Raw genomic sequence first — 21,099 nt, 5'->3', positions numbered from 1 at the left:
TTCTTTGTTTTAAAGAAAACAATGGGTATTAGAGTTTCTGAAAAAGAAGAGTTAGAAGGTTTAGATGCCCATGAACACGGCATGGATGCTTATCCAGATTTCAGGTTGAATGAGCATTAATCTATAACAACAATATAGTTTAGTTTGATAAAAGGACGTCTTGTGCCATACAAGGCGTCCTTTTTTTGTTTTTTTTTTTTTTTTTGGGGATACTGCCGGCAGACAGGCGTCCAATTATAGTACTACTTGAAATGCTATTTGATACTTAGAATTTATAGTATAAAAAAGCCTCCGTTGTTATTACGAAGGCTTTGGTTTTTAATTATAATGTAAAGCTGTTTAAGCTGAATTTCTACTGGCGTTGATATTACCAAATAAAGAACGTGTTACGATTTTCTCGTAAATTAACTTGTCTGGATCATCCGCAGGCACACCGGCTTTATCTAATTCTTGAAGCTTTTTAAGTGCAAACTGTTGTATGGTAAGCAATGGTAATACGATAGATTCTCTAACTTGTATTGAGGCTCTGCCCGAAGGTTCGTTTTCCATTAATTCGCTATAGCCTGTAAGTTTTAAAAGTAAACGTTTAGTGGTTAAATATTCCTCATGGATAATGTTCCAGAAGCCTCCAAACTCTTCGTCTTTAGACATGTATTTTGTTAAATCGAAGAATGATTTGGTTAAGGACATCATACTGTTTTCCAGCAATGTTCTAAAGAATTTAGAGTTGTGATATAGTTGTTCTACTTTATCGAACTCTCCATTTTCCTCGTATTTTTTAAGCGCTGTACCAACACCGTAAAAACCAGGAACGTTTTGTTTTAATTGACTCCATGACCCCACGAAAGGAATGGCTCTTAAATCTGAAAACACCAATTTATCAGATGTGCCACGTTTAGATGGTCTACTACCAATGTTTGTTTTAGCATAGAATTTTAGAGTACTCATACGTTCTAAGTAAGGTATAAACATAGAGTGACTCTTAAAGTCTTTGTATGTTGTGTAACTTGTTTCAGCTAAATCGGTCATAACCGCTCTGTCGGTATCAGACAATTTATTTTTAGCACCGTCAATTCTGTTTTTAATACCAGAACTTATAAGTTGCTCTAAGTTGAATTGGGCAGAATCTAAGGTTCCGAAATTAGAACTAATGGTTTGTCCTTGAATGGTAAGTTGTACTTCTTTATCTTCAATTGTTGGACCTAAAGAAGAGTAGAACTGATGTGTTTTTCCACCTCCACGAGCAGGAGGTCCACCACGACCATCAAAAAATATGGCAGTAACATCGTATTTTCTAGACATTTCGGTTAGCAATTCTTTGGCTTTGTAAATACCCCAATTGGCCATTAAATAACCACCATCTTTTGTACCGTCAGAGAAACCTAACATAATGTGTTGTTTGCTTCCTCTGGCTCTAAGATGTGCCATATATTCTGGGTTGGTATATAGTTGCTCCATTACTCCAGGTGCATTTTCTAAATCTGGAATCGTTTCAAAAAGTGGTGCAATGTCTACAGTTAATTCATCTTTAAAAGCAACCATTCTTAACATAGCAAATAATTGCATAACGTTAAGTGCGGTTTGGTTGTTACTTATAATGTATCGGTTAGCACCGCGCTCTCCATTACTTTTTTGAATATCTTTAATTATAGCAATGGTTTTAAGTGTGTTACAAACCATTTCATCTTCAAAGGTGTCTAAATTTGAAACATCGTCGGTAGCTTTAGATAAAATTTCAATTTGTTCAGCTTCCGATAGATCATGATAATTATCTGGGAAAGAGGAGTTTCCTGTTGCAATTAAACTATCAATAACAGTAGTAAATACATTATGGTGAATTCTACTATCCTGTCTTATATCTAATGATGCAAAACTGTATCCAAATAGGTGTACTCTATTAATTAGGTTATTAAGCTCGCTAACATATAATGATTGATGTTCTTGCGTGATAACCTCTCTAATACTTAGTAATTCTTTTATGAATTCTTTTGAAGACATGACTTCTTCATTTCCTCCATTTTGGTTTGTACTATAGTTATAAAACGTAGTTTCTAAATTTATAATACGATCTTCAACACCTCTAAAGGTTAATTTCTTTCTTAAATCTCTTAAGTCTTCATAATATTTTTTATGAATAGATTGCTTAAGTTTTTTAGCAACTTTTAGTGTTGTGTCTGGTTTTACAAATGGGTTTCCATCGCGATCTCCACCTGGCCAAAAGCCAATGTTTACAATTTCGTTATGGCGTTTACCATCATCGTAAATACTAGTTTGAATGTAATTATATATAGACCCAAAGGTTTTATAAAACACGTTTTCTAAGTACCAAATTAAACTTTTAGCCTCGTCATAAGGTGTTGGTTTTTGGTGTTTAAAAAATGGTGTTTTTCCTAACTGTCCAAATAAATTATTTATTTCAGACAAATCATTTTCTTTTATGGCCTTAGTTAAGTTGGTAATAATACCTAAAACCGACCCTGGATAAAACTGTGTAGGGTGGGCTGTTAATACTATTCTAACCTTAAACTCCTCTAGGTATTTTTGTAATTCTTCAAGATTACCTTCGGAAGCAGCAGTACCTTTTAAGTTTCTTAAGGTACCAACACCTTCCATATTATTTACAGTAGGGAAAGCGGCGTCCTCAATAGCATCAAACAAAACGACTTGACGCTCTATGTATTGAATAAACCTAAATAATAGGTTTATTTGACTTTCTTTATTTCTACGTGCTTGGTATTTTTTAAAAAATGTTTCAACTATAGTGGTTGGATTATCCCCTCGTTTAAACCCGTTTTCGCAAGTTTCATGAAACAAAGGAAGTAAAACTCCTGTTTTAGTAACTGCATCAAAAGGTAATGTCATGAATATACTATTGTATATCTGGTATTTTGATAAAACACTTTGGTTGAATCTAGTTAATTTTGGCTCTACGGACATAATTCAGCTTTTGTGAAAATTAGCCATAAAAATACTAAAGGTTTGGTGAACCACCCAGACGATTTAAAGTTTTGTCAATTATTGCCGATTCCCGATTTCTAATTATGAATAATTAAATAAAATAAGCGATTAGCCCGAGTTTTTTTAATTCGATATGATTAGTTTGTGGTAATATAAAACACTTAAAATACTATGACTTGTTATTGATGTGTTTTAAAGCATGATATAAGTCATATTCCTCGGTTTGTTACTTCTATAACTTTGTTGATTAATAATAAAGCAATTATGAAAAACACACATTCATTTCATATTCCTGTAATGGGCATTGGATTTACAATAGATACACCTTTAAAAGTTGCGCAATACGGAATGGATTCTGTAATTTCTTTAGTTGATGATATTTTACTAGAGAAATTAAGGAAAATGTATAGCGAAAAATTTGAGGTTTCATACCATGAGATTACTGATAAAATTGAAGATTTTAGAGCAAAACGAATAACCGCATACCTTAATTTAATTAGTGATTTGGCAGAAGTGAAATTTGAATCGCTAAAAACTATGGCTTCAGAGAAAAGCGATGCATTATTAGCTTACGTAAATATGCTTCCAGAAGACTCTAAAGCAAAGCAAGAATTTAAAAAACTTACATTAAAAGGTATTAATACCTCCGAAATTAAAAAATGGGCCAATAAAAAATTGCACATGGGAAGTATTGATGTAAATATCATGACCAAAGTAGATAAGGATAATTACATTAAAAAGGAAAAACTTGCTGTGGAGTATAATGATGCACACGCCGCATTACGGGGTTTTGCCCATAGTAAATTAAGCTCTTCGGTAGTGTTGTCGGCAGGTATGAATCCTAGGTTGTTTGCTTATATGGCTCAGTTTAGCGATTTTTTTCCTGATGAAAACGGACAATTTAAAAAACGCATCATCCTTAAGGTAAGTGATTATAGGTCGGCATTAATACAAGGTAAGTTTTTGGCAAAAAAAGGCTTATGGGTTTCGGAGTATAGAATTGAATCTGGTTTAAATTGTGGTGGGCACGCCTTTGCAACCGATGGTTTTTTGTTAGGTCCTGTGTTGTCTGAATTTAAACTAAAACGCAAGGAATTACAAGAAACTATAGAAGGTGTATGGCATCAGGAATTATTAAATACTAATCGCGTAATTCCCGAAAAACCAGTAACTTTTAAGGTAACAGCCCAAGGTGGAGTAGGAACAGATGAAGAACATACTTTTTTATTAAACCATTATAATTTAGATTCTATAGGCTGGGGAAGTCCGTTTTTACTAGTTCCGGAGGCCACCACTGTAGATAGTGAAACTCTAACAAAATTAGCCAAAGCCAAAGAGAAAGATTTGTATTTAAGTGATATTTCCCCGCTGGGAGTCCCTTTTAATAACTTAAAAAACAACACTAAAGATTTAGAAAAACAAGTATTGATTAATAAGGGAAGACCAGGAAGTTCTTGCCCTAAAAAGTTTGTTGCAATGAATACTGAGTTTAAGGATGAAGGCATGTGTACCGCCTCTAGAGAATATCAGTTTAATAAAATTAAAGATTTAGAAAAGCAAAATTTACCAAAGCAAGACTACTTAAAACAATACAATAAAATCATTGAAAAATCTTGTACCTGTGTAGGTTTGGGTACTTCGGCTTTATTGGCCTATAATTTAGATACTAAGGTTGAGGGCAACGGGGTTTCTGTTTGTCCGGGACCTAACATGGCATATTATGATAAAACCATGAGTCTTAAAAATATTACCGATCATATTTACGGTAGGGCGAATATGGTTTCTCGAACCGATCGACCTAATTTGTTTATTAAAGAATTAGATATTTATATTGAATATTTAAAAAATAAGGTGGAAGATGCTAAAGTTTTATTGAGTAAAAAGGAGGCTAAATATTTAAATACCTTTTCTAAAAATTTGAAAGCAGGCATCTTTTATTATCAGGATTTATTTAAAAATGTGTCCTATAGTTTTAAGGATTCTAAACTGCAAATTTTAAAAAAATTAGAACATAGCGAGCTTGTCCTTAACCAAATGTGTTGTGATATTAGAAATTTGGAAATAAAAGGATAAAGTTTGGTTTTCCCTACGTATAGGTGCTCGTCGTATATGTAATATGAATTCCATATTGTTATTATAAAAAAAAAGGACTGCTTTTTAGGCAGTCCTTTTAAGTTAATTATTTTCCTAACATTAATAATTCGTTACAAACAATTTCAGTGATGTAGCGTTTATTACCGTCTTTATCATCATAACTTCTAGATGTTAATTTGCCTTCAATAGCAACTTCTTTGCCTTTGGTTATATATTTTTCAATAATCTGTGCTGTCTTTCCCCAGGCCACAATATTGTGCCATTGGGTATCGGTAATTTTTTCACCTTTATTATTGGTGTAGCTTTCATTGGTAGCAATATTAAATTTAGCTAATGTTTTTCCTGATTCAAGATTGATGATTTCAGGATCGTTTCCTAAGTTACCAATCAACTGTACTTTGTTTCTAAGTGTGCTCATAATTTTTAATTTACGTGTTAAACAGTTAATACTATCGAGTTCTTATGTTTCGACACTGCAAAGATGAATCGCTTTTAATCTTGTAATCGGTTGGTAAATGATTGTGTTCGTTTGTAAGTGTTTGTAGTCGTTTAAATTGCTTTATTAGATTGGTATAGTTGAAAAGTTAATAGTTTACAATTTTAATATAAAATGCATATATTTATATAAATTAATGGTTATGACTAAAGTTTGTTTAGAATGTAGTGAGAAATTAGTGGGTAGAAGTGATAAAAAATTCTGTAGTGATTATTGCAGAAACGCCTATAACAATACGATTAATAAAGACTCTAAAAACTTAATTAGAAATATAAATAACCGATTAAGAAAAAATTGGAGGATTTTAGAAACTTTAAATCCTAAGCAGAAAACCAAAACAACTAGGACCAAACTAATTCAAAACGGATTCGATTTTAATTACTTTACTAGTATTTATACCACTAAAGCAGGAACTATTTATTACTTTGTTTACGATCAGGGATATTTGCCTTTGGATGGCGATTTTTATGCCCTTGTAAAGCGGGAGTAGGTTTGTGTAGTATGTTCAATTAAAGTATCAACTAAAGTTGTGATATAAATTCTTTTAAATTCAAAACATGAGTACACCCTTTATTGTTATTATAGCTTTTACTCTTTTTGCTTTAATTGCTTTTTTGATTTATTATTATAGGCCTAAAACAATTATTTTAAGGCGATTAAAAAACTTGCCTAATCAGCGTATAGGAAGTTTAAAAACCAAAACCTATTCTAAAATAGAAGGCCAGGTATTACCTATTGAAGTGCCTTTAATAGCGCCTTTAAGTAAGCGAAAATGTGTTTTTTATAAAATGGTGATTCAGAAAAAAGTGAGTTCTGGTAAAAATTCTAGATGGAAAACTATAGTTAGAGAAGAGGAAATTCAAGACTTTTTTATAGAACAATCCGGGGAGCGTTTGGTTGTTTTACCCACTAGTAATCCCAAGAATTATTATGATTATTTAATAACGGATAAAAAGGCGAGTGCGGGTTTGTTTAGAGAACTTACACCAGAGTTTGAAGCCCTTTTGAAGTCTTACAACATTAAAACTAGCAGTATATTAGGTTTTAATAGGCCATTACGCTATAAAGAATCTGTAGTTGAGGTTGGTGAGCGTATTGTTGTAGCGGGCCATGTTACTTGGGAAAAGTTAGATAACCCGGTAAAAGATTATAGCTACTCTAGTATTGCAACAGTTAGGGCAAAAGGAAAAGATAAAATTTTAATTACAGATAACCCTGATGCACTTAAACCTAAACACGGTCGGATATAAAGTGCTGGTCGTTTACAAGAATAAAGAGATAAATAAAATCGCCCCATAAGGCGATTTTATTTTATATAAAATGCTGTAAAACATGTTATTTCCAGTTTTGTCCTTTTAACTTCATAGCAGCCTTAAGGACATCTTTTTGGCTTATTTGTCCTACTAGTTTACCGTTTTCAACAATGGGAAAGCGACGTCTGTGAGTTTGTACAAACTTGCTTGCAGCGTCAAAAATATTCATGTTTCCATCAATAGTATCTACATCTTTGGTAAGATATTTTTCAATGGTTATATCTTGCACGGGCATGTTGTAATACCGACTCTCACTAATTTGTTTTATACAATCTGTTTCAGAAATTATACCAATTAATTCGTGTTTCTCGTTAATTACCGGTCCCCCAGAAATATTATTAGTGATTAATGAATGCATAACGCTCTCGACCGTCTGGTCTGGAGTAAATGTTATTAAATCTCGAGTCATATAATCGCTAACCGAAAATGGAATATCATCAGTAGTCTTATTTTGTTGTCTTCTAGCCCCTTGAAAACTCTTTATTGCCATAGTTATAGTTTTTAGTAACTCTAAATGTACTTGATTTTTTTTAGAAATCCTAAAATTACATTGCTAAAACAGTAATGAATATGGTTTAGATAAAGATTATAAACCTTTACTTTTAAGTAAAATAATACTCTTGAACTGGATTAGTTTTTATATGGAGGAGTTAAAAAACACGGTTAATAAGGGGCTAAATCTTAAATTAAATCTGGTTATGGTTTTTCAATAACACGGGTGTCAAATTCAATCTTTTTATTCATTTGGAAGTTTAAATTAGAAAACGCAACTAAGAATTCTTTAATGCTAAGTTTAAGTTCCTCTTTACTAGTTGTAGATAAGTTATAAAGGCTTTTAAGTTTAAGCAATTGCGTTTCTATAACTAAAATCCTAGAGTTTGTAGATTCAGATTTTAAAGCCGCAGGGATATTCTGTTTTAATTCCTTTAAAAACAATATAAGTACTTTTTCATCTTCAGTAAAATACGTTAAATCAGCTTTTTTTATATTTGAAATTAAGTTTTCTAATTGTTTATACTCCTGCCAATCTTTAACGGCATCTTGAGTTTTAGTATCTAAAATATAATCAATGTACTTTATTTTATTTACGTCTTGTTCTGTAATGTCATGCGTTTTAATTTGTGGCACTTCGTCGTCTACCGTTTCCTCTTGGTTTTTTTTACAAGCAGAAAATGTAAGGAGAAAACATAAAAGGGCAAGAGTTTTAATACGCATTAGGCTTTATTTAAAGTATTCTACAAATATAAATTAATAAACAAAATAGATAATAAAAAGACTTGAGTAAACTAGTATTTAATTTTTGGCATTCACTTTTCTTTATTTGTATATTTGAAAACACTAATTTAACCTTATAGTAAAGCTTAAGGACATAGCAGAGGCGTAAAACGAATAAACTGTCTATAAGTGCTGTTTAAAAGTTAAAAAGGTGTTCACCCTAAATCTTAATTATCATGTTTCAAAATTTTTGGTTCAATGTAGAATACGGTATAAATCATGTACTAGATATTAATGCCTACGACCACGTATTATTCCTTATTGTTTTAACCGTTCCTTACATGTTTAAAGATTGGAAACGCGTATTTCTGCTAGTGTCTATGTTTACACTAGGGCATACACTTTCACTTGTGTTATCGGCATACAATGTAGTAACTGTAAATGCTAGCGTGGTAGAGTTTCTTATACCTATAACCATTATGGTTGTGGCACTTTTTAACGTTTTTACATCAGGTAAAGGCGCACAACGGGAAAAAGTAGGCGTACTCTTTTTATCAACGCTGTTTTTTGGTTTAGTACATGGTTTAGGCTTTGCACGCGAGTTTAAAATGCTGCTAGGCGATAGCGATAATAAACTTATTTTACTTCTAGAGTTTGCCTTAGGTATAGAGTTAGCACAAATAATAATTGTGTTTTTGGTGCTCTTTTTAGGTTATATTGTGCAAACCATATTCAGGTTTTCAAAACGCGATTGGATTATGGTGATATCGGCAATCGTAGTAGGTTTAGTGATTCCAATGATTTTAAATAGCGATTTTCTTTCTTAGTTGTTTTTTAAAAATTTTCTAGAATAGAGAAAACTTTATCTTGGTTGTTAACAGTCCCGGTTTCCATCAGGGATCGCTGTGGGTTAGTATTCATTGGTTTCTGTTCTATATTAAAGAATTCAAGACCATAAATGTTTCACATGTATCCTTAACTCGGGTTGGTTTAGGAAGGTTTGTTTTCAAACCAGAGTGTCTAGTTAATCCTATAAACTTAGGTTTTTTTGATTTGTTGGTTGGGCTAAGGGTTAACCTTTTTTATAAGTAAGGCGTAATTAATTTATTGTTACTTTGAAGTTTTCAAGCAGTTTTTTCAGTTCTTCCCATGTGTTTATGGCCTCATTAGTTTGTGGGGACCATTGTAGTTGTATTAAATACACAAATTCTTTGTTTTCAATAAGTTGATAGACTCTGTAAATGGAAAAATCCTTCTTAGTTCCGCTAATTAAAACCTTCAAAAAATGATTAGTTGTCATCCATAATATGGAATCTTCATTAGAGATTAAAGTCTCTATGGGTTCTTTTATTGTTGTTTGCAGAGATGAAAATATATTAGGAAGTGATGGAGGTATCATACTGTCCTTAGTGTCTTTTTTATTAAAAACCTGAATGATAGATCCGTTAAAATAGTTGATGGTCTTTAATTTGGAATCTCCATGCATTAATTTGGCTCTCAAGATTGTTATTTCTTCTTCTGATGGAGTATCTTCTTTATTATCTTTTGCGATTTGAACGACATTATTAATAAATCTTTCAATTCGAGTCATGGTGGAGTCGTCCTCTAATTCAAGTTTATATTTATCACCTATTTGAATGTCAATATTATTGGAGTTAACAATCATTTTTCCAAATGGATTAATGATTGGTATCTTTTGAATAATGGAATCTACAGAGTCAGGTGTGGCTACGCCTAATTTTATTAAGTACTCGGCATAAGAAACACGATTAATTTTAACTTCCGATTTTAAGACGGGTTTGTGGAAAGAAAATTTCAGTAGTGTATCTGTATATACATCACTTTTGGATTCTAGATTATCTATGCTGTTTAATTTATTATTTTTTGGATTAATTTCCAGTTTCTGTTCATTAACCTTTAAAACAAGAGAGTTGCGTTGTCCGGTTCGATCAATAATCACTGCTACTACGATTAAAAGCAAGAAAAAAAGCATAAAAACTGGATACCAGTTGTATAAAGGGGATGTGGTTGGTGTAAGCTTCATCGCGACCAAAATTATGGCTTCAGCTACTAAAACTATTAAGGCTAATAAGTGAATCCAAGTGTTAACGGAGCTAAGAATTGATTTTCTATCTTTTGCCATAATTAAAGGTTTTTTGATTCAACAATAAAGAGTGTATGCCATTTTTAAAAAGTTAGATTCTATATAAGGAAACTCGGTTCGCTTAAAGTTGGGGGAGAAATAATGCACTTCAGAATTGTGCTCAATAAGTATGAATAAAAAGAGTAACAACTTTTAAAGTGAGTACTAAAGATAGCGAATTTTTTATGAGTTGTTAGCTGTTGAGGTGAGATATTTTAGCTATTGCTCTTTTAATAGTCTTAGCAATTTTATTAAAATCGAATTCGGTCCTTAAAGTGTTGCTAGTATAAAAAAAACTCTTTTGGTTATTTTTCTGTAATACTATTTCAAAACCTTTTAATGTAATATTTGTGTTTTAAGTTTAGCTTGGTTTCTTTAATGATAAACTTTCATAAAACTTTAACGCTATGGCGTTGTAATTAAAATACATACTAACTATATTCGTTATACAGACAGCGTTAAGGATAGAAGCGGCATCCTTTTTTATGCTAGTTTGAGTGTTTCGATTTTTTTTAATCGAAATGTATTGAGAGCTTATAAAAAAGATATAGCGGATAGCCTGACCTTTTACTTAGCTAAAAAGTTTAATTTTGTCACGAATTATTAAAGTGAAAGGTAACGCCCAAATAATTAAAATTAATGCCAAATAATAAACAACTTAAGTACGATAAGGCTTATTTAAGAATTGCTAAAGAGTGGGGCAAATTATCGTATTGCAAGCGTAGGCAAGTTGGAGCCATTATTGTTAAAGATAGAATGATAATTTCTGATGGTTACAACGGTACGCCATCGGGTTTCGAGAATTTTTGTGAGGACGATGAAGGTTACACAAAATGGTACGTTTTACATGCCGAGGCTAATGCTATTTTAAAGGTAGCTGCATCCACCCAATCGGCAAAAGGAGCCACCTTGTACATTACCATGTCGCCGTGTAAGGAATGTAGTAAATTAATCCATCAGGCAGGGGTGGTAAAAGTGGTGTATCATGAGGCTTATAAAGACGATTCTGGATTAAGATTTTTAGAAAAAGCAGGAATAGAATTGGAGCAAATAGAAGATTTAAAAGCATAATGTCGAATCAAAAAAAATATTTACCATTAATTATTGGTGTTGCCATTGCAGCAGGTATTTTTATTGGCGGAAAGTTGGATTTTAACGACTCGACCGATAGGTTGTTTTCTACAAATAGTAAAAAGGATAAACTAAATAGGCTTATTGATTATATTGAGTACGATTATGTCGATGATGTTAATACGGATAGCATTGTAGATGTTACGGTTAATGGCATTCTAGAAAATTTGGATCCGCATTCGGTATATATTCCCAAGGAAGATATGGCCCGTGTTGCCGAAGAAATGAAAGGCGATTTTGTAGGTATAGGCGTTAGTTTTTATACGTATAGAGATACTATTGCCGTTATTCGTGCTATTGAAAACGGACCAAGTGCTAAGGCAGGTATTAAAGGCGGAGACAGAATTGTTATGGCGGATGGCGACTCACTATTCGGTAAAAATGTTGCCGATGGTGAAATTGTTAAAAAATTAAAAGGCACCATTAACTCTAAAGTTAAACTAAAAGTTTACCGCCGTGGCGAGCCAGAATTATTAGAGTTTACCATTAAAAGAGGTGAAATACCTATTAAAAGTGTTGATGCTGCTTATATGTTAACCGAAAAATTGGGGTATATAAAAATTAACCGGTTTGCAGAGTCTACCTATAAAGAATTTAAAGCGGGTATCGAAAAATTAGAAGCGCTTGGGGCCACAGAAATAGCTCTCGATTTACGTGATAATCCAGGGGGGTTTCTTGGTATTGCAGAAAAAATTGTAGATGAATTTCTAGAAGATGAAAAACTTATTTTATTCACTAAAAATAAACGTGGTGATATTGAGGAGAGTTTTGCAACCCGTAAAGGGGATTTTGAAGATGGTAAAGTTTATGTACTGATAGACGAAAACTCGGCTTCGGCAAGCGAAATTGTTGCTGGAGCATTACAAGATAATGATAAGGGTACTATTGTTGGACGACGCTCCTACGGTAAAGGGTTGGTGCAGCGTGAAATGGATTTGGGTGATGGTAGTGCGGTACGTTTAACGGTATCGCGATATTACACGCCAACCGGGAGGTCTATTCAACGGCCTTACGATCATGGTAATAAAGATTATTACGATGAGTATTTTGATCGGTTGGAAAATGGAGAGCTTCTGGAGGCTGAAAACATTAAGGTAGACGATTCTTTAAAATTTACCACGCCAAAAGGTAAGATTGTTTACGGTGGTGGAGGTATTATTCCTGATGTTTTTGTGCCCATTGATAATAGCATGCAAAACGAAACCTTGTCTTTTTTACAACGCCGTGGATTTTTTGGGAACTTTGTTTTTGAAGAATTAGAAAAAGACAGGCATCTTTATGATAATGTGTTAAGACAAGATTTTATTGATTCGTTTGAGGTTGGAGACGATTTGGTGTTTGCATTTCAAGATTACTTAAATCTTAGAACCGACTCTAGAATTACTTTTGTGGCCTACCACGATGAGGTTAAGCAATATATTAAAGCAACCTTAGCCGACCAACTTTTTGGTTCTGGAGCTTTCGAGGAAGTTTTTAATCAGCGTGATATAATGATTGAAGAGGTCATTAAGTTGAGTGAAGGGAATAAAAAAGATTAAACCTCTGCCTTATCATGCACCTTAGCATGTTTCCCGCCGTTCCAAAGTGTTAATATATCGGTAGCTACATGAGCACCACTTCCAGAAGCGATGGCAAATTGGCTGCGCCATCCTGCCAAAGTACCCGCAACATATAAGTTAGGTTCTATGAGGTGATTGGTGTTTTTTAGCCAAATACGGTCTTTTTCAATGGCTGCTCTTGGGTGTGGCTCAATATATTGTTCTAAACCTTCTATATTTATTAGGCTTGTATAACCAACTGCGATAACTACAATTTTAGATTTGTAGGTGTTTTTATTTGTGGTAATTTCATAACAAGCATCTTGTTTTAAGATTTGTAAAACTTTTTCGTTTTCAATTTGCTCAATATGCGGGTAAAGGTCCGAAAGCTGTTTTTTGCCACTTTCTAAAATAGATGCGCCAGTAGTTCCGGGTGTTACCCCTAAAACATTGTTAAATAAAGCGGTTTGTAAATGCGAGGTTTTTTGGTGGGTAATAATGCCAATAGTTTTACCTATAGCATAAGCCCTTGATTTTGCCGAACCTATTACTAAAGCACAAGATAAACCTGCTGCACCGCCACCAACTATTAAAGCATCATACATATTATTTACGCTCTTTTACTTTTTGTTCTATACGTTTCGAAATCCTTAAAATAGCCATCATTACAATTACGCATAGCGATGCTACAATAGTAATTATGGCAACTATGCTATCATCTTTAAAAGGGGCGTCAAAATTAATTTGAGTTATATTAAAGATAATTAAGCCTAAGGCAAGTAAACTAAGTATTATGGTAAATATTTTCATTTATTTAAATTTTAATGTCATTTAGTTTTAAGAAAACTAGTGTGTTTTAAGCAACGTCAAACAACGCTTTAATATTATGAGCAAATAGTTTTACTGCAATAGCCAATAAAATAACACCAAAAACTTTTCTAATAATATTAATGCCATTTGCGCCTAGAAAACGTTCAATCTTTGCCGAGGTTTTAAGCACAATATAAATAATTATAACATTTAATAAAACAGCAACAATAATATTTTCTATATAATACTCAGCTCTTAAAGATAGTAAAGTGGTTAAGCTACCAGGTCCTGCAATTAACGGGAATGCTAATGGAAAAACAGCTGTTGTCATAGCTGCATTTTCATCCTGTTTATAAAGTGTAATACCTAGAATCATTTCTAAGGCAATAAAAAATAATATAAATGCACCTGCTACTGCAAAAGAGTTTACATCAATACCGATAAGATTCAATATACTTTTTCCTAAAAACAGAAATATTATTAAAATGGTTCCTGCAATTATGGCTGCTTTTTCACTTTGTATATGACCAGCTTTTTTTCTTAAATCAATAACTATAGGAACATTACCGATTATATCTATTACGGCAAATAATACCATGAAAACTGTAAATATCTCTTTGAAATTAAATTGCATGACGTATTGTTTAAATTTTTAAATGTCTCGCGGGTTTTTGCGTTTTTTAATTTTCTGCAAAAGTAGATTAATATCTTAATTAAATAAACCCAAAGTTTAACTATTTTTGTCGCCTACAAGATAAAAAAGTTTATGTTTCAATTAGGTAAAACAATTGTTTCTGAGGATATTATAGAAAAGGACTTTGTGTGTAATATATCGGCATGTAAAGGTGCGTGTTGTATTGATGGCGATGCTGGTGCACCCCTTGAAGCAGACGAAGCAAAAATTCTAGAGGATATTTACCCAAAGGTAAAGCCTTTTTTAAGACAAGAAGGTATAGATGCCATTGAGGCGCAGGGTGCTTGTGTTACCACCGAAGATGGTGAGTTAGAAACACCTTTAATTAATGGTGCTGATTGTGCTTATGTAATTTTTGATGAAAAGAAAGTAGCGCTTTGTGCTATTGAGGAAGCTTATAATCAAGGTGAGATTACTTGGAAAAAACCAGTTTCATGTCATTTATACCCTATCCGTGTTCAAGAATATAGTGAGTTTTCTGCAGTCAATTATCACAAATGGCAAATTTGCGATGTGGCATGTACATTAGGTGAAGAGTTGCAAGTTCCTATCTATAAATTTGTAAAAGAAGCCCTCATAAGAAAGTTTGGTGAGGATTGGTATATGGAACTAGAAAAAGTTGCAAAAAACTATTAAAAACATAGCTTAACAAGTGTAAAATTAGGGCATGAAGCCCTTGTAAATCTTTTATTTCATTTTCTTTTGAAACCTCAATGAATTGATTATAACTACCTGAAAAACAAACAATTAAAATTAATGTATTGGATTACCAATTTTTTTTGACTTGTTTTTAATTGTTAAAAACTTGTTGAAAAGGTTTCAGAGAATTTGTTAAAACATGTTAATGAATTTACAATCTTTGTTGTGGGGAAAAAACAACATATTTTTCTATTCTAAAGGAAAATAAGTTTTGACACTTTGCCCTTTTTTTGAAGGGAATTAATAGCACATTTTACAGAAATTGCATAAGGGCATTAGGAACGATGACTAATATTCTAATGGTTGTTTAATATTTTAAATTAATATTTTTTATGGAAATCACACAGATTATAAAAAGGGATTATGAAACTAGTCCTTTTGTTTTAAATAAAATTTCAAATGCCATTGAAAAAGCAATGCTGTCTGTAGGTAATGGCAATAAAGAAGATGCCAATACAATTTCGGTTAATGTTTTACAAACCTTATTAGATAGAAAAGGAAAGGATCATAACTATTTACCAACAGTCGAAGAGGTTCAGGATCTTGTTGAAGAGAAATTAATGGAAAGTTCTTTTCATGGTGTTGCTAAAGCTTATATCCTATATAGAGATGAGCAAGCCAGAAATAGAAAAACAAATATTTTTGAAAAAAGAATTAACTTAAAACCTTACGAGTACCCAGAACTTAATGATTATGTTGATGCGATTAGACATTCGTATTGGATACACTCAGAGTTTAATTTCACTAGCGATATTCAGGATTTTAAAACAAGACTTACCGTTGTAGAGCAAAATGCTATAAAAAATACCATGCTAGCCATTTCACAAATTGAAGTAGCAGTAAAATCATTTTGGGGCGAGATTTACAACAAAATGCCAAAACCAGAAATAGGGTCTGTAGGAGCAACTTTTGCTGAAAGTGAAGTGCGTCATCATGATGCTTACTCTCATTTATTAGAAATATTAGGCCTTAATAACGAGTTTAAAAACTTAAAGAAAAAGCCTGTAATAATGAGACGTGTTCATTATTTAGAAACAGCTTTAAAAAATGCAAAAAGTGAAGATAATAAGGAGTATGCAGAATCTATTTTGCTATTCTCTTTATTTATCGAGCATGTATCTTTATTCTCTCAGTTTTTAATAATCATGGCTTTTAATAAGCATAAAAACATGCTTAAAGGAGTTTCAAATGTGGTTGAAGCGACTTCTAAAGAGGAGCAAATTCACGGTGATTTTGGAATTGATGTTATTAAAATCATAAAAAATGAAAACCCAACGTGGTTTGATGAAGAACACAGTGCTTTAGTAAAAGAACTTTGTGAAGAAGCTTTTGAGTCGGAAAGTAAACTTATCGATTGGATATTTGAGGCTGGAGAATTAGAATTCTTACCAAAAAACGTAATTAACGAATTTATAAAGAACAGATTCAATAATTCTTTAGAGAGTATTGGTATCGATAAAGTATTCGAAGTAGACGAATCCTTAATAGCCCAAACCGAATGGTTTGATGATGAAATTATTGGAACTAAACACGGCGATTTCTTCGTAAAACGTTCCATAAATTATAGCAAAAGAACAAAAAGTATAACTAGCGACGACTTATTTTAAACCATGAACGAAAACCTTAATCCAGATCTCGAACAAAAAGTGAATATAGAAACAGTAAAAACATCTAGCCACGATGAATTAATAAAAGCTAGAAAAGAAGCTATAAAAGAAGGTAAAGCCGAACCAGAAATAAAATGGTTAACAGAGCATAGTCGTAAATTTTTGGCATCTGGTTATCTTACAGAAGGTACTAATCCGGAGGAGCGTATTAGAGAAATTGCCGATAGAGCAGAAGAAATATTAAAAATTGATGGTTTTGCCGATAAGTTTTATGGTTATATGGCAGAAGGTTATTACTCTTTAGCATCGCCAGTGTGGTCTAACTTTGGTAAAAGACGTGGCTTACCAATTAGTTGTTTTGGTTCACATATTTCTGATGATATGGGAGATATCCTATATACACAATCTGAAGTAGGAATGATGTCTAAATTAGGAGGTGGTACTTCTGGTTATTTTGGGAAACTTCGTCATAGAGGTGCGCCAGTAAAAAACAATGGTGAATCGTCTGGTGCAGTACATATCATGCAATTGTTCGAAAAAATGGTTGATGTTGTTAGTCAAGGTTCTGTAAGACGTGGTCGTTTTTCTCCATATTTACCAATCGATCATAAAGATATTCATGAGTTTTTAGAAATAGGAACTGAAGGTAATCCAATACAAGAATTAACACATGGCGTAGCTGTTGGAAATGATTGGATGGAAGACATGATTGCTGGTGATGCCGATAAAAGGGCTATTTGGGCTAAAGTTTTACAACGTAGAGGCGAAATAGGATATCCTTATATTTTCTTTAAGGATAATGCTAATAATGCAGCGCCAGACGTTTATCAAGATAAAAACCATGAGATTTACGCAAGTAACTTATGTTCAGAAATCATGTTACCAACAAACGAAAGATGGTCGTTTGTATGTGTGTTGTCTTCAATAAACTTATTACATTATGATAAGTGGAAAGATACAGACGCGGTTGAAACGATGGTGTATTTCTTAGATGCTGTATTAGAAGAATTTATTACAAAGTTAGAAGTATATAGAGATTCTGAAGATCGCGATGATAGGCAAACCTTCATGTTTATGGAGAAAGCTTATAATTTCGCAAAAGAAAATAGAGCTTTAGGTATGGGCGCCTTAGGATGGCACTCGTTATTGCAATCTAAAATGTTAGGTTTTGATAGTCAAGAAGCTTTTAACTTAAACAGCGAAATCTTTAAAACGATACAAGAAAAATCTACTAAAGCTTCAGAGGAATTAGCAAAATTATTTGGAGAGCCAGAAGTATTAAAAGGTTATGGCCGACGTAATACCACGTTAAATGCTGTAGCGCCAACAACATCTTCAGCTTTTATTTTAGGTCAAGTATCTCAAGGTATCGAGCCAATTTGGTCTAACAGTTATGTAAAAGATATTGCCAAAATAAAAACTACGATTAAAAACCCGTATTTATTAGCGCTTTTAGAGGAAAAAGGTATGAATACAGTTGAGGTTTGGAAGAGTATTCGTGATTATGACGGTTCTGTGCAACATTTAGAAGGACTTACAGAGCATGAAAAAGATGTGTTTAAAACCTATTCTGAAATTGACCAAATGACCATTATATATCAAGCGGCAAACAGACAAAACCATATCGATCAAGGACAATCTTTAAACATTATGGTGCATCCAGATATGCCAGTTAAAGAGATTAATAAGCTATATGTTAATGCATGGAAACTTGGTGTTAAATCTTTATACTACCAACACAGTATGAATGCAGCACAAAAATTTAAGCAAAAGAAAGAATGTACTAGTTGCGAAGGGTAAAACCTAGTAAAAAACAGGTATTAATAAAAAACCACTCTGTATGGGTGGTTTTTTATCACCAAATTTTGAAGTGTTAAATGTCATGTAAACACCTGTCAATTAGTATTTTATGGTGTTTTTTTGAAAAAATAAGTTTAATTAAATTAAGAATGAAGAGTAGAAAAAAGATATAAAAAAAAGGAACATCGTGAAATATTCCTCTTGGTATTTTAATTTACAAATTTGGATCCGACCCCTAAATTGTAATTTAAATTGAATTGAGATTAACTCATCTCCTATTTTGTTCTTCAAACGTACAAAATAAGAACCTTCTATCCAAGTTAAATATTTCTGTAAATAATTTAAGACCTAAAAACACTGATATTATAAGACTTTATGGCTTTTATAATTTATTAACTGTTTTTAGAGGTTATTAACAATTGGGGCAAAAAAATAAAAGCCCTTTATAATATTTAAAATTATGAGTACAAGAATTTTAATATCTGTAAATCAATTGGCAGATTTTTCAAAAGGGACAGAAGCTACTAAGAGACGAATTATTAGACAGCAGAAAGCACCAAATAAATTCATGATGGCTTGGTATCAATTACCTAAAGCTAGAATTAAAAAATCTATTGAAAATAACTGTGATTTAGAACCGGTTTTTAATGGTATAAAAGAACTTAAACTTAGAAAACCTGAAAAACCTAGACAGATTACAGATCGACAAGTGTCTTTAGAAGCTTTAAAACGTTTTATTAATATTAAATTACCAAAGTTGCTAAAAGATGTCCCACATGATATAATAAAAAAAGTTCCTTCTAAGTCTATAATAATTAAAGGAGTAGAAATTATTATTTCACCAGATGTTATTTATAAACTTAAAATAAATGAGAAAGTTTATATAGGAGCAGTTAAAATACATATTTCTAAAAATAATGTTTTTAATAATCAACAGTCGCGATATATTTCAAGTTTAGTGTATAAATATCTTAAAGAAGTAGTAGCGGAGAAAGATGAAGAGATTTTAGAAGAACTTTGTTTATCAATTGATGTATTTGGAGAGCAGGTAATCTCGACGCCTAATAACTTTTCTAAGTCATTGGTAGAAATTGAGAATATTTGTGAAGAAGTCAAAAATATTTGGAATGTAGCTTAATAAAAAAAAAGCATCCCATTTGGGATGCTTTTTTGTATTTAAATAATTAGATATAACTTAATCCAAAATATTATTTTCGGCTATGCCTTCATTGTTTTCAGACATTAAAGCGAAAAACTTATCAATGTTTGGAAGAATGATAATGCGTGTTCTTCTGTTTTTTGATCTGTTTTCAGCCGAATCATTAGATGCTACAGGTTGGTAGCTACTTCTACCAGCTGCAATTAGTTTTTCGGGAGCTACATTGTATTTACTTTGTAATTTACGAACCACAGATGTAGATCTTAATACACTTAAATCCCAGTTATCGGCAATGTGCCCTGTTTTTATCGTTCTGGAGTCTGTGTGCCCTTCAACCATAACATCTAAGCTAGGTTCAGAGTTTATAACATCGGCTAATTTTTGTAAAACGGTATCGGCTTTAGAACTTAATCTGTAACTTCCAGAATTAAATAACATATCATCTGCAATAGATATCATAACTACAGTTTCGTTAATATTTACTGCAAAGTCTTCATCTTCATTAATGTTACTTTCGTTAATCGTTTTTTGAAGATTATGCGCTACAGCCAAATTCATAGAATCTTTAAGTGTTTTTGCTTGACTTAATTTGTTAGCGTCAACTTGTTTAAGTGTTTCACGCATTTTAGATTTAGTTGCATTGGACATTACAACATTACCAACTACATCTAGTTTAGTATCGTTTTCTTGCTTTAAAGTGGCTAATTTTGTGTTGTAGTCCTCAACACGAGACTGAATTTTATCAAACTTGGCTTCTAAGTCTTCGTTTTCTACTTTGGTTTTAAGTAATTCACTTTTTATTTCACCATTTTCTTGTTCTAGGGCTAGGTATTTCTTTTTTGAAACACAAGAAAAGGTAAGGGCAATTAGTAATACAATTGAAATTTTCTTCATAATAATAAACTTTTAAGTTATTGTATCTACGTTGAAGAGTTGTGTTTAGACGTTAACCTGTAGGTTGTTTTTTAGTAATTTTAAAGAGATTGGAGTTAAGTGTCTTGTTGTTAATTATTTATGTGTTAAAATAAAAAAAGCACACCGTAATAGGTGTGCTTTTAAATATTTATTTACTTTTTAGTTTACTTATATTGGCATAAGTAGGCTGTTTGGCTAGGTACCTTTACTTGAAACTTCTTGTTAGCATCAATTTGGTAAGAGCTGCCTGCTTTATAGGTAGACCAATTGGTTTCTCCTGGCAGTTTAACTGTCATTTCACCTTCAATAACATGCATGGTTTCGTGAGTAGAAGTTCCGAATTCATATTCACCTGGTTCCATAACACCCACTGTAGAATTTCCTGTTTTAGATTTATAGGCTAAAGACTTTACTTGGCCATCAAAATATTCGTTTGCAGAGATCATATGTTTATTTTTAATTTAGTTTTAAAATGTTGAAATGCTAATTTAATAGAAAAGCACCTTATTATAAAGGTGCTTTTCTAT

At 32.3% G+C, this 21,099-nt stretch carries 21 protein-coding genes; 11 read left to right on the top strand and 10 right to left on the bottom strand.

The genetic code is table 11. The annotated features are described in order from the left end of the window. A partial coding sequence (locus ABJM36_RS12170; protein WP_348451749.1) for a hypothetical protein occupies positions 1-120 on the top strand: 120 nt, incomplete at its 5' end. Between the two features lie 219 nt (positions 121-339). Here the strand turns inward: ABJM36_RS12170 and ABJM36_RS12165 are convergent. Next, positions 340-2,937, bottom strand: a complete 2,598-nt coding sequence (locus tag ABJM36_RS12165; RefSeq protein ID WP_348451736.1) for a phosphoenolpyruvate carboxylase — start codon at positions 2,935-2,937, stop codon at positions 340-342. A 285-nt stretch (positions 2,938-3,222) separates the two neighbouring features. Here ABJM36_RS12165 and ABJM36_RS12160 point away from each other — a divergent pair, with 285 nt between their 5' ends. Beyond that, positions 3,223-5,031, top strand: a complete 1,809-nt coding sequence (locus tag ABJM36_RS12160; RefSeq protein WP_348451734.1) for a hypothetical protein — start codon at positions 3,223-3,225, stop codon at positions 5,029-5,031. A 106-nt stretch (positions 5,032-5,137) separates the two neighbouring features. Here ABJM36_RS12160 and ssb read toward each other — a convergent pair whose 3' ends face one another. Then, positions 5,138-5,470 (bottom strand): single-stranded DNA-binding protein, encoded by a 333-nt coding sequence (ssb, locus tag ABJM36_RS12155; protein ID WP_348451732.1) that lies wholly within the window; start codon positions 5,468-5,470, stop codon positions 5,138-5,140. A 220-nt stretch (positions 5,471-5,690) separates the two neighbouring features. Here ssb and ABJM36_RS12150 point away from each other — a divergent pair, with 220 nt between their 5' ends. After that, positions 5,691-6,038 carry a hypothetical protein gene (locus ABJM36_RS12150; protein WP_092853875.1) on the top strand — a complete coding sequence of 116 codons (348 nt, stop codon included), beginning with the start codon at positions 5,691-5,693 and terminating at the stop codon, positions 6,036-6,038. 67 nt (positions 6,039-6,105) lie between these two features. Then, a complete protein-coding gene (locus tag ABJM36_RS12145; RefSeq protein WP_348451730.1) occupies positions 6,106-6,798 on the top strand; it encodes a hypothetical protein in 693 nt (230 codons plus the stop codon). An 85-nt stretch (positions 6,799-6,883) separates the two neighbouring features. Here the strand turns inward: ABJM36_RS12145 and ABJM36_RS12140 are convergent, their stop codons facing one another. Together ABJM36_RS12140 and ABJM36_RS12135 are read right to left on the bottom strand one after the other, a co-directional pair. Further along, positions 6,884-7,351: a CBS domain-containing protein gene (locus ABJM36_RS12140; protein ID WP_348451729.1), complete on the bottom strand. Its 468-nt coding sequence runs from the start codon at positions 7,349-7,351 to the stop codon at positions 6,884-6,886. Positions 7,352-7,557: 206 nt separating this feature from the next. Beyond that, complete coding sequence (locus ABJM36_RS12135) at positions 7,558-8,076, bottom strand: hypothetical protein (protein ID WP_348451728.1); 519 nt, start codon at positions 8,074-8,076, stop codon at positions 7,558-7,560. A 236-nt stretch (positions 8,077-8,312) separates the two neighbouring features. Here ABJM36_RS12135 and ABJM36_RS12130 point away from each other — a divergent pair, with 236 nt between their 5' ends. Next, entirely contained in the window at positions 8,313-8,903 is a 591-nt protein-coding gene (locus ABJM36_RS12130) for a HupE/UreJ family protein (protein WP_348451727.1), read from the top strand. A gap of 272 nt (positions 8,904-9,175) precedes the next feature. Here ABJM36_RS12130 and ABJM36_RS12125 read toward each other — a convergent pair whose 3' ends face one another. Beyond that, positions 9,176-10,219 (bottom strand): hypothetical protein, encoded by a 1,044-nt coding sequence (locus ABJM36_RS12125; protein WP_348451726.1) that lies wholly within the window; start codon positions 10,217-10,219, stop codon positions 9,176-9,178. Between the two features lie 639 nt (positions 10,220-10,858). Between ABJM36_RS12125 and ABJM36_RS12120 the strand changes: the two genes are divergently transcribed. Together ABJM36_RS12120 and ABJM36_RS12115 are read left to right on the top strand one after the other, a co-directional pair. Continuing rightward, entirely contained in the window at positions 10,859-11,290 is a 432-nt protein-coding gene (locus tag ABJM36_RS12120; protein WP_348451724.1) for a dCMP deaminase family protein, read from the top strand. Beyond that, on the top strand, positions 11,290-12,888 hold the full coding sequence (locus ABJM36_RS12115; protein ID WP_348451722.1) for a S41 family peptidase: 1,599 nt from the start codon (positions 11,290-11,292) through the stop codon (positions 12,886-12,888). The genes ABJM36_RS12120 and ABJM36_RS12115 overlap by 1 nt, the downstream gene beginning before the upstream one ends. On the opposite strand, the gene ABJM36_RS12110 is transcribed toward ABJM36_RS12115, so the two are convergent. The 3 genes from ABJM36_RS12110 to ABJM36_RS12100 are packed head-to-tail and all read right to left on the bottom strand — an operon-like array spanning position 12,885 to position 14,332. Continuing rightward, on the bottom strand, positions 12,885-13,493 hold the full coding sequence (locus ABJM36_RS12110; protein WP_348451720.1) for an FAD-dependent oxidoreductase: 609 nt from the start codon (positions 13,491-13,493) through the stop codon (positions 12,885-12,887). The genes ABJM36_RS12115 and ABJM36_RS12110 overlap by 4 nt on opposite strands. A 1-nt stretch (position 13,494) precedes the next feature. Further along, a complete protein-coding gene (locus ABJM36_RS12105; RefSeq protein ID WP_348451718.1) occupies positions 13,495-13,698 on the bottom strand; it encodes a hypothetical protein in 204 nt (67 codons plus the stop codon). A gap of 46 nt (positions 13,699-13,744) precedes the next feature. Further along, positions 13,745-14,332, bottom strand: coding sequence for a MarC family protein (locus ABJM36_RS12100; RefSeq protein ID WP_348451717.1), 588 nt, complete (start codon positions 14,330-14,332; stop codon positions 13,745-13,747). A 132-nt stretch (positions 14,333-14,464) separates the two neighbouring features. Between ABJM36_RS12100 and ABJM36_RS12095 the strand changes: the two genes are divergently transcribed. The 4 genes from ABJM36_RS12095 to ABJM36_RS12080 all read left to right on the top strand — a co-directional run bounded on the left by ABJM36_RS12095 (position 14,465) and on the right by ABJM36_RS12080 (position 19,636). Beyond that, positions 14,465-15,028 (top strand): DUF3109 family protein, encoded by a 564-nt coding sequence (locus ABJM36_RS12095; protein ID WP_348451716.1) that lies wholly within the window; start codon positions 14,465-14,467, stop codon positions 15,026-15,028. Positions 15,029-15,423: 395 nt separating this feature from the next. Continuing rightward, positions 15,424-16,698, top strand: coding sequence for a ribonucleotide-diphosphate reductase subunit beta (locus tag ABJM36_RS12090; protein ID WP_348451715.1), 1,275 nt, complete (start codon positions 15,424-15,426; stop codon positions 16,696-16,698). 3 nt (positions 16,699-16,701) lie between these two features. Then, positions 16,702-18,498 carry a ribonucleoside-diphosphate reductase subunit alpha gene (locus ABJM36_RS12085; RefSeq protein ID WP_348451713.1) on the top strand — a complete coding sequence of 599 codons (1,797 nt, stop codon included), beginning with the start codon at positions 16,702-16,704 and terminating at the stop codon, positions 18,496-18,498. A 460-nt stretch (positions 18,499-18,958) separates the two neighbouring features. Continuing rightward, complete coding sequence (locus ABJM36_RS12080) at positions 18,959-19,636, top strand: hypothetical protein (RefSeq protein ID WP_348451711.1); 678 nt, start codon at positions 18,959-18,961, stop codon at positions 19,634-19,636. 57 nt (positions 19,637-19,693) lie between these two features. On the opposite strand, the gene ABJM36_RS12075 is transcribed toward ABJM36_RS12080, so the two are convergent. Both ABJM36_RS12075 and ABJM36_RS12070 read right to left on the bottom strand, forming a co-directional pair. Next, positions 19,694-20,551 carry an OmpA family protein gene (locus ABJM36_RS12075; RefSeq protein WP_348451710.1) on the bottom strand — a complete coding sequence of 286 codons (858 nt, stop codon included), beginning with the start codon at positions 20,549-20,551 and terminating at the stop codon, positions 19,694-19,696. A gap of 185 nt (positions 20,552-20,736) precedes the next feature. Beyond that, positions 20,737-21,018 (bottom strand): pyrimidine/purine nucleoside phosphorylase, encoded by a 282-nt coding sequence (locus tag ABJM36_RS12070; protein ID WP_348451708.1) that lies wholly within the window; start codon positions 21,016-21,018, stop codon positions 20,737-20,739. Positions 21,019-21,099 lie beyond the last annotated feature (81 nt).

It is taken from the genome of Algibacter sp. (assembly GCF_039977455.1).
Classification (GTDB): domain Bacteria; phylum Bacteroidota; class Bacteroidia; order Flavobacteriales; family Flavobacteriaceae; genus Algibacter_B.
This window is presented reverse-complemented; position numbering and strand designations above follow the sequence as displayed.

Coding starts and splice junctions, on each gene's coding strand:
- ABJM36_RS12160 (WP_348451734.1), top strand. CDS start 3,223: ATGAAAAACACACATTCATTTCATATTCCTGTAATGGGCATTGGATTT.
- ssb (WP_348451732.1), bottom strand. CDS start 5,470: ATGAGCACACTTAGAAACAAAGTACAGTTGATTGGTAACTTAGGAAAC.
- ABJM36_RS12080 (WP_348451711.1), top strand. CDS start 18,959: ATGAGTACAAGAATTTTAATATCTGTAAATCAATTGGCAGATTTTTCA.
- ABJM36_RS12110 (WP_348451720.1), bottom strand. CDS start 13,493: ATGTATGATGCTTTAATAGTTGGTGGCGGTGCAGCAGGTTTATCTTGT.
- ABJM36_RS12095 (WP_348451716.1), top strand. CDS start 14,465: ATGTTTCAATTAGGTAAAACAATTGTTTCTGAGGATATTATAGAAAAG.
- ABJM36_RS12100 (WP_348451717.1), bottom strand. CDS start 14,332: ATGCAATTTAATTTCAAAGAGATATTTACAGTTTTCATGGTATTATTT.
- ABJM36_RS12085 (WP_348451713.1), top strand. CDS start 16,702: ATGAACGAAAACCTTAATCCAGATCTCGAACAAAAAGTGAATATAGAA.
- ABJM36_RS12075 (WP_348451710.1), bottom strand. CDS start 20,551: ATGAAGAAAATTTCAATTGTATTACTAATTGCCCTTACCTTTTCTTGT.
- ABJM36_RS12145 (WP_348451730.1), top strand. CDS start 6,106: ATGAGTACACCCTTTATTGTTATTATAGCTTTTACTCTTTTTGCTTTA.
- ABJM36_RS12165 (WP_348451736.1), bottom strand. CDS start 2,937: ATGTCCGTAGAGCCAAAATTAACTAGATTCAACCAAAGTGTTTTATCA.
- ABJM36_RS12125 (WP_348451726.1), bottom strand. CDS start 10,219: ATGGCAAAAGATAGAAAATCAATTCTTAGCTCCGTTAACACTTGGATT.
- ABJM36_RS12070 (WP_348451708.1), bottom strand. CDS start 21,018: ATGATCTCTGCAAACGAATATTTTGATGGCCAAGTAAAGTCTTTAGCC.
- ABJM36_RS12120 (WP_348451724.1), top strand. CDS start 10,859: ATGCCAAATAATAAACAACTTAAGTACGATAAGGCTTATTTAAGAATT.
- ABJM36_RS12090 (WP_348451715.1), top strand. CDS start 15,424: ATGGAAATCACACAGATTATAAAAAGGGATTATGAAACTAGTCCTTTT.
- ABJM36_RS12150 (WP_092853875.1), top strand. CDS start 5,691: ATGACTAAAGTTTGTTTAGAATGTAGTGAGAAATTAGTGGGTAGAAGT.
- ABJM36_RS12135 (WP_348451728.1), bottom strand. CDS start 8,076: ATGCGTATTAAAACTCTTGCCCTTTTATGTTTTCTCCTTACATTTTCT.
- ABJM36_RS12115 (WP_348451722.1), top strand. CDS start 11,290: ATGTCGAATCAAAAAAAATATTTACCATTAATTATTGGTGTTGCCATT.
- ABJM36_RS12130 (WP_348451727.1), top strand. CDS start 8,313: ATGTTTCAAAATTTTTGGTTCAATGTAGAATACGGTATAAATCATGTA.
- ABJM36_RS12140 (WP_348451729.1), bottom strand. CDS start 7,351: ATGGCAATAAAGAGTTTTCAAGGGGCTAGAAGACAACAAAATAAGACT.
- ABJM36_RS12105 (WP_348451718.1), bottom strand. CDS start 13,698: ATGAAAATATTTACCATAATACTTAGTTTACTTGCCTTAGGCTTAATT.